The following is a 15,825-nucleotide window of genomic DNA, read 5'->3' on the forward strand; positions in this document are numbered from 1 at the left end:
TTTTAATGTATAAATAAACCCCTCTCCAAACCTCTCCCCGACGCGGGGAGAGGCTTTGAAACCCCGATTCCCTTGTAGGGAAGGGGGGTTAGGTTTCTAGAGATTATCGGTTTCATCTAATACTTTTAAAACACCCTCTAATAGCTCAAGTCTACTGAAGTAGACTCAAGATTCATTTTCAGTCCCCTTCAGGGGACTAAATTCTTGTTTCCCTTCAAAGCATCGGGGACTAAGGGGAGTAATTTACAAGTCTTTTACTTGAGATTCTAGCCATTGATTAAAAATAGCGATCGCCTCTTGAATTTTTGCTATAATTGTTTCTGTTTGTTGGGCTAGTTCCAATACTCTTTCTTTTCGCAATTGCAGATTATAATTATGCCGTGCTAAATGTCTAAATTTGCGATAATCATTTAATTGTAATAACAGTGAACCTTGCCATAGGGGAGGACGATTTTCTCCACCAATTTCTGCCATTTGTAACAATAGTTGTTCGTGCCAATTTTCCGCTTTTGGTATTCCTCCATCTAAAGTCACAGCCACTCTTTCGCTAATTCGCTCACAAGCTGTGTAAAAATCACAAATATAGCTGGATAATGTGGGAGTGATAAAGATTTCTGGGACATTATCACTTTGTTCTAAAGCAGTTTTCATAGCTTGACAATTCTGCTCTAAAGCTATCATCTCATCTTCAATACGGGTTTTTAGGGCTAAATATTTATTAGTAGGCATGGGTTTTTCTTTGAGAATGCGAGAACGGACAAAATCTGGGATTTCTTCTAATGCTACTAAATCTATTTTCAACCAATTAGGTGTGATTTTTTCTAGAAGAGAATAGGCTTCCCATTGTTGTTTTTCTGACATTCCTCTCACAGCCAAATCTAAATCAGATTGCCAATGCCAAGGACTTTCTCCTGATAAAGACCCAAATAATATTACCTCTTTTGCTCCATTTTCTAGGAGAATTTGCTGACATTTTGCGGCAGTTTGTAATGCCTCTTGTTTTCTTTCTTCTAGAGTTTGATTGCTGTTTTCCGTGGTGATGTTTTCCATCATTGTGCTTAGTGCTGAGTTTATCTCTACCACTCCCTACTCCCCCTTCCTGTTAACTAGTTGATTTTTTCCAGGAAAAGTTCAATGCTAATTGATATTTGACATCCGTTTGGAAGATAATTAGGGTGTTTTTTTCCATAATATTCCTGTTTGCCGAATGCGATCGCCAAGGAGAAATACTTTTTTCGGTTAATTTTCTTTAAATTTCATCTAAATTCACCCCCAAAGCCCGCAATTTCTCAGCTAGTTTGTCTGCTCGTTGTTTCTCCTGTTCTGCTCGTTGTTTTTCCTGTTCTGCTCGTTGTTTCTCCTGTTCTGCTCGTTGTTTTTCCTGTTCTGCTCGTTGTTTTTCCTGTTCTGCTCGTTGTTTCTCCTGTTCTGCTCGTTGTTTTTCCTGTTCTGCTCGTTGTTTCTCCTGTTCTGCTCTTTCGGCAAAAGTAGGAATCCAATCACCATCTTGATTATACCAACGTAGCCACAAACCTTCTGTATCCTGATATTTTCCTGACCAAACTCCTACCCCTAATTCCAATTCAGGAAACCAGAATTTTGGTTCTGTCAGTTCCACTGCTTGATATTTTGTGCCACGTAATTGAAATACTCGGAGGCGATTTTCATATCTATCAAAGATCACATAATAGGGCGATCGCAAATACTGTTCATAAGCTTGCCATTTTGTCGGCGGTTTATTCGCGCTTCTTAATGTTTGTCCTAAATCCTCTGCTTCTGTACCTGGCGATAATAATTCTACTATTAAAAATGGAGCTACTACTTCTTGCCAAACTACATAACTCAACCGCATATCTTCTTGTTTTTCAGAAGCAGCCACACCTAAGACTAAAAACCAATCAGGTCTTTTATACCATGAATAATGACGACCATCATAGTATAAGTTTAAATCCGTACCAATGAACATTTCCTCTTGGGGATAAACGGGAGATTGACAGGTTTCCCGTAATAATTGCGGTTGAAAATCATGAAATTCGTCTGGCAAACCTGGCTCCTCTGGATTTTCACTAGGTAAATCATACATTGTGGGCATGGTTTCCCATGGTGGACGGGGATGAATTGTGGAGTCTAATTCTTCATCAATATCCTCACTGGGTAAATCATACATGGTGGGCAGGTTTTTCTGCGGAGGTGCTTCACTTTGATACATGATTCATTATCTCCTGTGTTTCATTGCCATCGTCAAATTACCCCTCTTAATCCCCCGATGCTTTGGCTACGGTGTCATTGGTGTCAACTTAACGTAAAACCCATAGCCCGCCTGGGAATCAATTCCCAGTCTAATAGCAAAAGTTGTCTTTTGATGACTAAAAATCCCCAATTTACTTTAGAGGGTGTTTGAAAAGTATTAGATGAAACTAGTAATTTCCAAAAACCTAACCCCCCAGCCCCCCTTCCCTGCCAGAGAATGGGGGTTTTAAAGCCTCTCCCCGCGTCGGGGAGAGGTTTGGAGAGGGGTTTATTTATACATTAAAAACTTTTAAAACATCCTCTTAGTAAACTTTACTTATTAGCCCGGAAACATGGCTTACGCCACGCTATCATTTCTGGGTGGGTTGGCTTGGCTCCCTGAGAGGGAAACGACACGAGCGGTTTTAACCGCTGTGGATATTAAAATTGAAACCAGATTTTTGATTGGAATCTGGAAACCAAAATTTGACACTCCCCGGTCTAAAGACGCGGGGATTCTATAGAGAGTTTCAGTCTATATCCCTCAGTTATCCCAGTTTCAGGCAGGGTTCCTTAAATATTTGGGTTCTTGCCCTGATTTCGTTTGCCCTGGCGGGCGAAATCATATCTGACAAGCGTAACTTTCCGAGAGTCCCTCGGTAGCTTTTTACGTCTTTAGTGACAATATAGTTGTATCACGAATATGAATTAAAATCAATGCAGGATAAAGGAAAGCCTCTAGCCTTCATCCCTTGTCTAAAGCACAGATGTAGCTTCCTAAGTCAGCTACATCTTCAAGGGTTTTCGGCATTTCCCTTATAAACTGCCGGGCGCGATCGCGAACGCATTGCGTCCTGGAGGGAACTAGTAGTTCGTCAAATTTATTTTGACGGATAAGGAGAAAATGAACCACGAAGGACGCAAAGAGCGCGAAGGAAGAAGAAAAATTTATTTACCCGTCAATTAGTTTTTGACAGACTACTAGCGCGACCTAGGAATCGCCCATTTTTGAGAAGCATTATTATAGAAATTTCACAGGGACATCACTAATTTTAATCGGGAAGAAATTCTGGATCAAGTAGATCATCGGCAGAAAACGGACAACTTTCAGGAAAAAGATCAGCAGGTAATTCACTTTTTTTGATAGCCTGTCTTCTGGCTTTAACATAAATTTCTGCAATTTCTTGCAAGAAATAGTTATACAACGTTTTAGACTTTAACAATAACTCAAGCTCAAATCGAAAGTTATCAATTTCATTTTGCCAACCTTTGGCACAGTATTCTTTTTCAGAGTTCCAATACTTATACAACAATAGGTGAATCAGCAATTGACGCAGGTAACTGTCAACTTTCCGCCTTTGTTCATTACCCAAACTGAGAATTTCCTCCTTTAAATGTAAAAAATCTAATTCCTCAATGCGATTATTTTCTAGTAGTTTATAGGTTTCTTCCAGCCAAAGGAAATAATCTTGTTCGTAAAGAGCATGAATGGTGTTCATGAAAGTGCTAAGTATTGTTTGCTCTAATATAGTATTATAGCTGCGATCGCCAAGCGCGACCTAGGAATCGCCCTATCGCTCCAAATCCTTTTTTCAATAGTCGAGAAATCAGAGCGATCGCTTTTTAAGCTATACTGCATTTAATAAAGCAAAACCAAGCTGTTAGCCAGGAATAATTTTCCTGGCTTCCTTGTTTAAATTACTTCAAATTTCATCTAAATTTATCCCCAAAGCCCGCAACTTTTCAGCTAGTTTGTCTGCTCGTTGTTTTTCCTGTTCTGCTCGTTGTTTTTCCTGTTCTGCTCGTTGTTTTTCCTGTTCTGCTCGTTGTTTTTCCTGTTCTACTCTTTCAGCAAGAGTGGGAATCCAATCATCATTTTCATTATACCAACGTAGCCACAAACCTTCTGTATCTTGATATTTGCCTGACCACACTCCTACTCCTAATTTTAATTCAGGAAACCAGAATTTTGGTTCTGCAAGTTCTACGGCTTGATATTTTGTGCCAACTAATTGGAACACCCGTAATTTACTTTCATACCTATCAAAAATAACATAATAGGGCGATCGCAAATACTGTTCATAAGCCTGCCATTTTGTCGGTGGTTTATTCGCGCTTCTTGATGTTTGTCCTAAATCTTCTGCTTCTGTACCGGGTGATAATAATTCTACTATTAAAAATGGAGCTGATCCTTCTTGCCAAATTACATAACTCCAACGCATATCCTCCTGTTTTTCAGAAGCAGCTACACCTAACACTAAAAACCAATCTGGTCTTTTATACCATGAATAATGGTGAGCATCATAATATAAGTTTAAATCTGTACCAATGAATATTTCCTCCTGGGAATAAACCGGAGATTGGCAGGTTTCCCTTAATAATTGCGGTTGAAAGTCATGAAATTCGTCTGGCAAACCTGGCTCCTCTGGATTCTCACTAGGTAAATCATACATTGTGGGCATGGTTTCCCATGGTGGACGAGGATGAATTGTGGATTCTAATTCTTCCTCACTGTCACCCTCACTGGGTAAATCATACATCGTTGGCAGGTTTTTTTGCGGAGGTGCTTCACTTTGATACATGATGATTATCTCCTGTGTTTCATTGCCTGAAATGTTCTAAAAATTATAACTTTAAATTATGACTTTGAATGATATTTTCGTAAACGGAGATCATTTTTGATGCTATTTTATCCCAGGTATAATTATCTAATATAAACTCACGTGCGCGATAGCCCATTTTCTTCGATTCTTGAGGATGATCTAAGAAGTTTTCAATTGTAGCTGCGATCGCCTTAATATTAAGTTCTGTAACATATCCCAGATGTTGTTGCTGGACTATATCACTGAGTGCTACACCAGGGGTAATTATAACTGGAGTACCCGCAGCTAGGGATTCTAGAACTGATATACCAAAGTTTTCGGAATAGGAAGTTAGGGCAAATATATCTGCTCCTTGTATTAATAAATCCTTGGTTTCACCCTTGACAAATCCGGTAAAATGTGTTTTTTCTGCAATTCCATGAGTTGTGACTAAAGTTTTTACCTCAGTTTCATAATCTGAATCGCCGCTACCTGCGACAATGAATGTGAAGCGGTAATCAGATAATTTACCTAATGCTGGAATTAGGTAATCTAAACCTTTTTTAGGATGTAAGCGAGATAAAAATAAGATAATTGGTTCATCTATGGGTAAATTAAAATGTTGTCGCAGACGTTGATAAGCATGAGGAATTGTATCGGGAATCGCAAGTCCGTGAGGGATGATAAAATTTGGGGAGGTTAAATTTAATAGTGCAGCTTCTTGTTGTTCTGCAATAGATGTAAAATGGATTGATTGACTGTGATTAAGATTAGCTTTTTCGATAATTTTGAGATATATTTGCTTTTTTCTAGCACTTTGCTGTAAAGACCATGTACATAATTGTCCTAGAGGACGAACAATATAGGGAATTTTTTGACAGCGGGCGATCGCCATTGCTATTGTAGAACTATAGGAGAAAATAGCATGAATATGTAATAAGTCATAATTACGGATATTTTGCCATAACCATATTGTTAATTCTCTGGAAAAAGCAAATTCCCTCAAAGCGTGAATAGAAGGAGAAAACCGAGAAAAGAACTGGACAGGAACTTGTTGATAATTTATAAATTTTCCTAAAGGTACGTCTAATATATCTTCACCATTATCGTTAGTGGTGACAATTTCTGCATCAATATTATTTTTTCTTAAAGCTTTGACCATTTCTAAAATGGCTTGACTCGGACCGCCGCGAACGGTTGCGACAGAGGGAATGACATGGAGAACTTTCATGAGTTAATCTGCTCCCACCAATGGTTTAATATTGCTAAACTCCAACGACGATACCAAGGGTTGAGGGGTATATTGGGTGGGATATTTAGGTTTTGATGGACATTATGAAAATAATCACCAAATTCACTATTCATCCAATTTTCAAAGGGGAAAGAAAAGCCTTTTTTCGGTCTGTTTATTACCCAATCAGGTATTTCTGTAATTGCTTGTGTTAACAGTTTTTTCCCTTGAGCTAACCGGATTTTACTAGGAATTGGTGCAACAGCTTCTAATAAATTTTTATCCACAAAGGGGACACGCAATTCTAAACCCCAGTTCATGCTCATAACATCACTATCTCGCAGTAATTGATTACGCATATAGCCACTTAATTCTAAGAAGCTGACTTCATCTTCTGGGGTAGAACCCCACCCTAACCCTCCCCTTGCTAAGGGGAGGGGACTAGATTCCGGTTTCCCTTCCTGGAAAGGGACTGAGGGGAGGGAACTAGATTCCGGTTTCCCCCCTTGATAAGGGGGGATTAAGGGGGGTAATATTGGGATGCTTATTGATAATTGATTAATAATGATACAAGCTTCTTGATGAGAAAAAATACCGCGAAAAGTATTATAAGCAGAAGCAAGAGTAGGAGGTTGTTTTAAAAAGTCACCCAATCGTTTTATTTTTGGTGAAGTTCCCCAACGTTCTAATCCTAGACCCAAACCTGTACGCAAGAAAGGTAATGTATTTAGTTTTCTACCCCATGCAACCATTTGGGGAACTTTTTGAAAAGACTGATATCCACCAAAAATTTCATCTCCTCCTAAACCTGATAATACTACTTTCATGCCATTGTCATGGGCAACTTTAGAGACACAAAATGTATTAAAGCCATCAATACTCGGTTGATCAATTGCTGCGAGGAAATCGGGTAATATGCTCTTAGCAAAGGATGATGTAACTTGATATTCTGTGTGTTTTGCACCAAAATGATTAGCGATTTTTTCAGCTAATTCTCCCTCATTGAATTCCGATTCAGCAAAAGCTATGGAATAGGTAGATAATTGTGATTGTTGGGTTTGGGTTGCTAGAGCGAGAATGGTTGTGGAGTCAATACCACCACTGAGGAAAATTCCCACGGGTACATCACTAATAAAATGATGTTGAATGGAATCTAATAAAGCTTTACGGACTATTTCTTCCGCTTCTGGAGGAGAAATTGCTTCTGGAGTAAAATTTATTTGCCAATATTGTTTTTTGGTAGTATTTCCATTGTGCCAATATAGCCAATTACCAGCGGGTAAACAATGAATGTCAGCGATTAGGGTGTATGGTTCGGGAACTGAACCGGTTGTTAAATAACCATATAAACCTTCCACACTCATATTAATTGCAGGTAAACCAGATGCTAAAACTGCTCTGAGTTCGGAAGCAAATACCAAAGTTGTACCTAATTGGTAATAATAAAGTGGTTTAATTCCTAAAGGGTCACGAGCTAAAAAACAAGTTTTTTCTAAATCATCCCAAATGGCAAAAGCAAACATTCCTCGTAAATGTTGGACACAGTCAGAACCGATTCTTTGATAAAGTTTAAGAATTACTTCTGTATCTGTTTGAGAATGAAATTTTTCACCTTGAGCAATTAAATTTTCTCGTAGTTCTTGAAAGTTGTAAATTTCCCCATTAAAAGTAATTGAATATCGTCCGTCACTGGTAGACATGGGTTGATGTCCAGCGGAACTGAGATCAAGAATAGAAAGTCGAGTATGAGCTAAAGCTGCTTGTTTGTCAGTTGAAATATAAATACCTGCATCATCTGGTCCACGATGTTTTAGTGCAGTTTGCATCTTTTCGATTTTTGCTTCTAAATTACCATAGTTGGTATTTAGTTTGATAATACCCGCAAGTCCGCACATATTTTTTGTTATATATATATATATATATGCTATGAATTGGTATAAAATTGGAATTTAACCATTGGATTAAACTATGAATTAAATAGAGGCGTTGCTGAATTGAGGTATGAAATTCCCAAATTTAACCTTTAAAACTCTTACCTTTGCGCCTTTGCGTGAGACTAAAATTCATACCCTTAATCAGCAATGCCTAAATAGATATATATCTATGATAACATCACAGCTAGGGAACTAATTTTTCCGGTTTCCCCCCAAAGCATCGGGGGGGTAAAGGGGGTAATTTAACTTGTGTTTACACGATAAGTAGTGAGACAGAATTAATTACACAATGTCATTGCGTTAGCGCAGCGTGGCGTTAGCCATATATAACGCAGTGAAATGAAGCGATTACAACCCTTGCGATTGCTTCGCTTCGCTCGCAATGACTGTAAATATTTTTGTCCAATTACTTAGCCTTGCAAAGGGGAGAGTTAGGGTGAGGTTAAAACCAGAAATGCCATATATCAATATTACCCAAACCAGTCGGTTTTAACCGACTTCAGCTATTAGACAGGGAATTAATTCCCTGGCTTCCTTCTTCCTGGCTTCCTTCTTCCTGGCTTCCTTCTTCCTGGCTTCCTTCTTCCTGGCTTCCTTCTTCCTGGCTTCCTTCTTCCTGGCTTCCTTCTTCCTGGCTTCCTTCTTCCTGGCTTCCTTCTTCCTGGCTTCCTTCTTCCTGGCTTCCTTCTTCCTGGCTTCCTTCTTCCTGGCTTCCTTCCTGGCTACCTCCTGGCTTCTTCCTGGCTACCTCCTGGCTTCTTCCTGGCTACCTCCTGGCTTCTTCCTGGCTTCCTTCCTGGCTTCCTTCCTGGCTACCTCCTGGCTTCCTTCCTGGCTTCCTTCCTGGCTACCTCCTGGCTTCTTCCTGGCTTCCTTCCTGGCTACCTCCTGGCTTCGTTCCTGGCTTCGTTCCTGGCTTCGTTCCTGGCTTCGTTCCTGGCTTCGTTCCTGGCTTCTTCCTGGCTTCCTGATTTTATGATTTGGTTTAATGATCCCGCAAATATCCAGCCAAAGTCTTCTGAAACTGCTCGAAACCAAAGGTATCAATAACCTGTTGACGCAAAGATTCGGGTTGATACATTAAAGGATTAGGATATGTACTTTGTAAAATTTGAATAATAGTTTGAGCAATTTCATCTACATCATCAGGATTTACCAATGCCCCTAGTTTACCATGACAAAGCGCGTCCGTAGCACCATCTTGATTACCTCCCAATACAGGTTTACCACAGGCTAGGGCTTCTAAGTAGACAATACCAAATCCTTCTTTTTTACTCGGCATAGCAAAAATATCACAGAGATTGTAGTAATCACACAGTTGTTCATCAGGAATAAATCCAGCTAAGGTGACACAATCTTGTAATCCGAGTTGGGTAATTAATTGCTTAATTCTAGTTTCGTCATTTCCTTTACCCACAAGAATGTAGTGAATATCGGGAATTTGCTGACGAATTTGAGGAAGTGCTTGAAGAATTTGGTCATAACCCTTATAGCCTTCAACCTTTGCTAGTCGAGCTACAGTTAATACTATAGGTTGTTCCCGCCTTAGTCCATATTTTTCTAATAAATAAGTAGGTTTTGGGGCTAATTGAAAGCGACTAGGTTCAAACTGGCATGGTAAGATAACAATTTTATTCGGGTCAAGATTTTGTTCTTTGATCAGGCGATCGCGCGTGTAACTGCTAATTGCTAAAATCAGGTCTGCATGATGTAAAGCTGTTTGCAAAGCTGAGTTTTTGATATCCCAGGCTTCGATACCATAAGCAGTTGTCCAATAAGGGATATTTGTCAACCGTTTTAGCCAGTAGGCTGCAACAGTAAAATTCAGGTGGCCAGTAATGATTAATTTTGGGCGTTTCCAGATTCCCCAACCAATTAGCTGGGCTGCAAATGCAATTGTTCTCAGTGGTAATGGTATAGATCCAGCAAAGTGAAACCTAGTAGGGGCTAGGGTTGAGAAGTTGGGTGAGGAATGTCTATCATGTTTGATAAAGATATCATAGTCAGTATCAGGATAGGTATTTTGAATGGCTTGGAGGAAAAAACAGCAGTATGTTTGAATGCCCCCTGTAAATTCAAATATGTTGGGAAACCAGAGGTGAAGATTATTTTTATTCATAGATAATATAAGTAGTGAGACAGAATTAATTACACAATGTCATTGCGTAAGCGTGGCGTTAGCCATATGGAACGAAGTGAAATGAAGCAATCGCCAGGGTTGTGATTGCTTCCCTTCCCTCGCAATGACTGTAAATATTTTTTTCCAATTACTTAGATAATATTTATTTCTTACATATCGCCGCCAATGCTTCCTTTAAGCCGGAAATTATCCTATCATAACAGTAGTCTCTGACAATGATTTTACTTTCTTCTCCCCATCGTTTCAAGCGATAATGATCAGCCAAAGCCTCTTTAAGACTAGCAGTAAGATCCTCTACATTTCCTGCCTCAAAAATTAAACCATTCTTTCTATGTTTAACCAAATCAGCCGCACAACCAACATGACTGCTAACAATTACAGGACATCCCATACACATCGCTTCATTAATTGCTAATCCCCATGTTTCATCACTACCATAACTAGGCAAAACAAAAACATCAGAACTAGCATAAGTACGCGGCATTAGGGATTGATTTTGAAATGGGGCAAAGTAAATTTGCTTATGATGCTTAGATAAATCTCGCATTTCTGAGTCTAAATTGCCGGCACCAACTAATAGCAGGGACACTGATTTTAATTGTGCATTGATAAAAGCCTGAATTAGATCCAAAGGACGCTTTTTATCTTCAAATTTGCCAGCAAAAAGGATTACCATATTTTTGGTAGGGATACCTAATTCTTGTTTCCAATTTTTTGCTTGACTAGATATCTCATTAGTCATGGCAGAAAATCGTTTATTATCAATAGCATGGGGAGCGAAAAATAATTTACTCTCTAAAACAGAATGATATTTAAAGTATTCATAATTGGCTTTACCAACATATAAACAAGCATCAAAATTTTCAAAAATTTTGGCAATAAATAGCTTTTTAATCTGACTTTTAAAATTATTTTTTGCCTGAATTCGATGGGAATCACCACGAAATATCATGGGAATATTAATATTTCTCATCTGCCAAATAAAACTATACATACTTGCGTAGTTATAGGAGACTGTCAGCAATATAGCATCTGGTTGAAATGTTAAAACTTGCTGAGTAAGATTAGGATTTTGCAAGCCAAAGATATGATGAGTACCACGATTCTTACTAATGTTAGGCACAAATTCAAAGTCATAACCATCTAGTAATGGAATATCCCATTTTAACGATTGCTTAAATCCTGGATCAATCTGATTTGTAATGCCAAAATCCCATAAATAAAATACTTTAATATTAAAATTACAGTCTTCAGCCAGACACCGAAAAAGTGGCGCGTAATACTGAATTGGATGAGATGCAATAATTGCTAAATTTGTCATTAATTTTCTGTAGCTTCTATTTTTTGAACTTTGGTCAAGAAAAATAAGAATATAAATAATGTTACTGATGATTGAAATAAAGCAGCTACATAAACCCCTGCTGTAAGTTCTGTTTGAAATGCATAACTAAAAAATAAAATTGCCAATAAATAACGGTCGCTAAATACAGGAGCGTTTATGCTAATTAAGCCTATGTATCCATAGACAGCACCACAAATGCAAGCTAGTAAACCACAACCCAAGAGACCAAAATTTGCATATGCTTCTGCTAATAATCCCCATCCAATAGTTGTAGTTAATGTATCTTCACGAGTTTGTCTACCATAATAGACGTTGAGGATAGTTGTTCCTTCATGGCTAATTATCTTATTAGGGTTAAAGATCCGAGGGATAAGTAATTGAGGAATAATACTATAGGTAGAACCATAAAGTAGTGGCTGTCCAAGTTTTGTTGATGACTGGGTTAATAATAGCTGTTGAATAACACTAGAGCGTTCAATAATTGACTGACCAGAGTTACCAGATTCTTCTTTTTGAGAAAATAAACCTTTAAGTCCGAAATCAAACCATTCTCCAAATATAGCTGGATATTGCCAAGGTTGAATAGCAATTGTTTGATGCCAGTATAACTGTCTCATAGAAGCTTTGCCTGTATGTAGTACGGCAAATAAGCTAAATATAATTACAGCAAAAATCACTGGGAATTTATTTTTACCTATAGAGTAACTAATAATTGCGATTAAAAATAAGGATAGGGAACCAATTAATAAAAAACCAATAGCACTGCTAATTATATTTGCAGTTAACAAGACAAGGTACAAAATTTTGTTAATTTGAGATAATTTACCTTTACCAAATCTATAAGACATTGCGAAAGTAGCGATGGCTGATAAACCTAGTATTGCACCTCGAATTATAGAAAACGTCCCTCCATCCAAATATAACGAAATATACGGAATAAATATAGTAAATAAATTTGATATAAATAAAACTCCTAGAAAAATATTCTCACCTTTGTGTATTTCTATGGTTCTATAGTAAGCTTTTGGCTGTGGAAACCTTTTAACAAATTGATACCAAATTAAGGTAGACAATAAGAGAAACCCAGTAACAGTCATACTTGCAAAGAATCTCTCCGAATTACTATATTTAAATACTCCAGGACTTTCTAAAAGTAAAGGCAGAGCGGAAGTCCAGAAATAAGTGACAGAAAAAATTGGGAAAATTGGCATACCAAATGCTTTACCCGCACACCAAAGATAAACTGAAAGTAGGGAAGCGGCTGAAATCGCCAGAGATCCAAATACATCTTCGAGAGATATTGTTTTATTAAAATAAACTTTGGAAAATACGAATGCAGTATAAGCGATGATTATAATCCAGAAAAATGGCAATAGCTGACGTTGACTCTTACGAGAATTTATCTTTGCTTGTAGGTTATTTTGGGTTAGTGCTGGTAATTGTTTAAGCATAAATATTTAAGAAGATATATATCGATCAAAAACATGGCACAGATAGCGGGTCATTTCTTTGGCTGTATAGGGTTTAAAAGCCTGCCAATCTGTCGCAGAAGTATAGTTTTGAGACTGAGATAGTAACCAGTCAATTTTATCTATTAGCGGGTCTACAAGGTTTGTTGTAGCAGTGTCACTAAATGTCACTACTTGTCCTGCTTGACAACTTTCTAGTAAATTGACTACCAAGCTTTGTTCATGTAGAATTGCTAAGATTGGCTTCTGGGCGAGGATACATGGATAGACTTTAGATGCTGAATAGCCTGGATCATCAGATCCAATTATTAAAATCCCATGACTATCTTTTAAAACTTGCAAGGCTTCAAAGTAAGGGATACGTTGTGGATATTCAGTTATTATATCCTCTAAATTATAGGATTTGGCCATCGCCTCTATTTCCTTATTGTTGTCAAAAATTGAATATTTCGTGCCAACAAAATGAATTTTAATTTTTTGCCAAATTTCGGAATTGTGCTGACGATGTTTTTGAATTGTAGCAAAAAGGGATTTGAGACTAAAATACATAGCCTCAAAACACCTACCCACATAAACCCAATGTTGGTAACCATCATGAGGATCAAATATTTTCTGTTGGCTATTCAGTTTAGGTAATATATCAAAATCTTTTTCAGGTGCGCCGAAGGGGAGAACAGAAAACTTCTCTTCCTTGAGCCAGGGATATCGCTGCATTAATACCTTGGGATATTCTGGCGAAACACTGGTTATATGGCAGGCTTTAGCCAAGGTCAAGGGTTCTAAAATCTTAGCAAAAGACTGGGCGACTGCATATTTTAGTTTGCCACCGGGGGGTGTGTTTTGAGTGCGATCGTAATAATCACTTAACCAAGGATCTTGAAAGTCTAAAATATAAGGAATTTTATATTTCTCTAGCCAGTAGCGACCAAGGGGCATGGTCAAAAAAACTGTATTTGAGAAATAAACTATATCAAAATAATTTTTTTCAAAATATTTAGTTGTTGCTTTAATTAAAAAAGGTATGCATCTAAAAGCTAAATTCCCCAGCTTTAATTTTCTAGATATTTTCGGAGAAATAGCCGATGATCGAATAACTTCAATGTTTGCTGGAACCGTCAAATTTAGGTTGGGATCATATATTCCTTCTATAAAATCTGGTTCGATACATAGAACAGTTACATCCCATCCAAATTCTTCAAAGTATGGCAGTGCCATTCTAATACGCTGATGATCCGCAGCGTTAATTGGTGGGAAATGGGGGCTAACAATAAGAACTCGATGAATCAAGGCTTTTTTCACAAGAATGAGGCTCTCAATAATTTTGAATCAGGGTTTTCATAAAAATAACCGAAAAACCAAACAAGTTCGGTCATCGCTAATGTCATAAACTTATTTTATAAAACGTTTCTTTAAAAAGATTAACACTGGTAACTCAACATATGAGTATGTGATCCTGAAGCAACCACAAGCGCAAACAAAATATTTGATGCCCAAAATCCACCTATCAATTCATCCACTCTGAGATGTTTCATGAATTTTGACAAAGCCGAAAGAGCTGGTCTGTGGGTTAAATATACTGAATATGATGCTTCTCTTAGTAGTATCATACCAGATAATAGTACATGGCGGTTAATTATACTTGTACCTTGTACAAGGTACTCATAGTTGAGATCCTTATTTATTTTCCATATATCAAGAAAGGCAAGGCATAAAATTAAAATCGTTGAAATTATCCCATATATCAATACATGAATACCAGTTAATAAATTAAAAATTTGAATATTATAGTATTGAGAAAAACCGGACAATGCTATAAGAAAAAAACAAAAAAATACCGTTGTTTTTATGGGTTTAATAGATATTTTAAACCTTGGTTGAAATTTAGTTTTATTTGCAATTATTATTTTCGCAGCTATACATCCGAATATAAATTCTATATTTTGAGGATGTATCAATACTCTAATAAGAGGAAGCTAATACAAAACTAAAAAAAGTAAGATAAGAACATCAAAAATCAACTCCTAATACTTGATATTGGGGAGCAGTTTTACACTGAACTGCATTATTTAGTGGGGTAAGAATAGACCATTAGTGTGATACGGAAATTCTATCGGTGAATAAAGCTTTCCATTTGGTTTAAAGAGATAACACTTATAGCAAAATTGACCTAAATATTCTCGAACCCTTTTACTATTGTCTCCAGATATTTCAACATACAATGCCTTGATTGATTTGCGTTTTAGCAAGTCCTATGCCCCTTGCAATGCAGGAACTTCATAGCCTTCTACATCTAATGTCCATAGATCTACACTGGAAATGCCCCTTGATTTTAATTCATTAGCCAACATCACGATTTCGATTAATTCACCTTCTGTTTCGGAAATTTGGCTTTGTGCTCCATGTTGATGCTCGTCTCCCATAGAACATAGACGCAGCTGGGCAGGTGCATTTCCTAGACCCGCACGAATTAATTCAACAGGAAGATATTGGTTAAATTCCAAACATTCTTGCAACCACTCTGAGGCTTCTTTTCCCGGCTCAAATGCTAAAACTTTGCCCTGTGGAATATATTGAGCTAAATACATGAGCATTTGTCCAATACTAGCGCCAGAGTCAATCACAATGCCATTTGTTGGTAAGAATTTTTTTGCCCAATTTAAAAAAGGTGCGCCTTCATACTTGCCATAAACGATCCATCTGTGTGTGGGATTTGCTAAATCTAATTTCCAAGGAATTCCCGCGCCTGTGTTTGTCCAACAAATACTGTGGCTTGCGATCGCCCCACCGAAAAGACGCTCACAAATGCCTAATTTATGGGGGAAGTCAACAGGTTGTAGCCAAATCAGAGGTATTGGTAGGGAAATTGTTTTGGTTTTAGTCATCTTTATATTGCCGATT

12 protein-coding genes are annotated in these 15,825 nt (G+C 37.6%); all 12 read right to left on the reverse strand.

Annotated elements, in window-relative coordinates; all coding sequences use genetic code 11:
* Nucleotides 1-243: 243 nt before the first annotated feature.
* The 12 genes from IQ226_RS16660 to IQ226_RS16715 all read right to left on the reverse strand — a co-directional run bounded on the left by IQ226_RS16660 (nt 244) and on the right by IQ226_RS16715 (nt 15,809).
* The gene (locus tag IQ226_RS16660; protein WP_370567178.1) at nt 244-1,083 is read right to left on the reverse strand and encodes a nucleotidyltransferase family protein; all 840 of its coding nucleotides are present in this window, start codon (nt 1,081-1,083) and stop codon (nt 244-246) included.
* A 166-nt stretch (nt 1,084-1,249) separates the two neighbouring features.
* The gene (locus IQ226_RS16665; RefSeq protein WP_193897103.1) at nt 1,250-2,209 is read right to left on the reverse strand and encodes a Uma2 family endonuclease; all 960 of its coding nucleotides are present in this window, start codon (nt 2,207-2,209) and stop codon (nt 1,250-1,252) included.
* Nucleotides 2,210-3,281: 1,072 nt separating this feature from the next.
* Nucleotides 3,282-3,728 carry a DUF29 domain-containing protein gene (locus IQ226_RS16670; protein WP_193897105.1) on the reverse strand — a complete coding sequence of 149 codons (447 nt, stop codon included), beginning with the start codon at nt 3,726-3,728 and terminating at the stop codon, nt 3,282-3,284.
* Between the two features lie 204 nt (nt 3,729-3,932).
* The gene (locus IQ226_RS16675) at nt 3,933-4,811 is read right to left on the reverse strand and encodes a Uma2 family endonuclease (RefSeq protein WP_193897107.1); all 879 of its coding nucleotides are present in this window, start codon (nt 4,809-4,811) and stop codon (nt 3,933-3,935) included.
* Nucleotides 4,812-4,854: 43 nt separating this feature from the next.
* Entirely contained in the window at nt 4,855-6,042 is a 1,188-nt protein-coding gene (locus IQ226_RS16680; protein ID WP_193897109.1) for a glycosyltransferase, read from the reverse strand.
* Nucleotides 6,039-7,937, reverse strand: coding sequence for an asparagine synthase (glutamine-hydrolyzing) (asnB, locus tag IQ226_RS16685; RefSeq protein WP_193897111.1), 1,899 nt, complete (start codon nt 7,935-7,937; stop codon nt 6,039-6,041). Before asnB ends, IQ226_RS16680 begins: the two co-directional genes overlap by 4 nt.
* Before the next feature lie 1,024 nt (nt 7,938-8,961).
* The gene (locus tag IQ226_RS16690) at nt 8,962-10,095 is read right to left on the reverse strand and encodes a glycosyltransferase (protein WP_193897113.1); all 1,134 of its coding nucleotides are present in this window, start codon (nt 10,093-10,095) and stop codon (nt 8,962-8,964) included.
* Nucleotides 10,096-10,258: 163 nt separating this feature from the next.
* Complete coding sequence (locus tag IQ226_RS16695; protein ID WP_193897115.1) at nt 10,259-11,437, reverse strand: glycosyltransferase family 4 protein; 1,179 nt, start codon at nt 11,435-11,437, stop codon at nt 10,259-10,261.
* Nucleotides 11,437-12,909, reverse strand: coding sequence for a hypothetical protein (locus tag IQ226_RS16700; RefSeq protein WP_193897117.1), 1,473 nt, complete (start codon nt 12,907-12,909; stop codon nt 11,437-11,439). The genes IQ226_RS16695 and IQ226_RS16700 overlap by 1 nt, the downstream gene beginning before the upstream one ends.
* A gap of 6 nt (nt 12,910-12,915) precedes the next feature.
* Entirely contained in the window at nt 12,916-14,142 is a 1,227-nt protein-coding gene (locus IQ226_RS16705; RefSeq protein ID WP_228039510.1) for a hypothetical protein, read from the reverse strand.
* 203 nt (nt 14,143-14,345) lie between these two features.
* Nucleotides 14,346-14,882, reverse strand: a complete 537-nt coding sequence (locus tag IQ226_RS16710) for a hypothetical protein (protein ID WP_193897119.1) — start codon at nt 14,880-14,882, stop codon at nt 14,346-14,348.
* A 294-nt stretch (nt 14,883-15,176) separates the two neighbouring features.
* Nucleotides 15,177-15,809: an FkbM family methyltransferase gene (locus tag IQ226_RS16715; RefSeq protein WP_193897121.1), complete on the reverse strand. Its 633-nt coding sequence runs from the start codon at nt 15,807-15,809 to the stop codon at nt 15,177-15,179.
* Nucleotides 15,810-15,825 lie beyond the last annotated feature (16 nt).

The sequence above is a fragment of the Dolichospermum sp. LEGE 00240 genome (assembly GCF_015207875.1).
Lineage (GTDB): Bacteria > Cyanobacteriota > Cyanobacteriia > Cyanobacteriales > Nostocaceae > Dolichospermum > Dolichospermum gracile.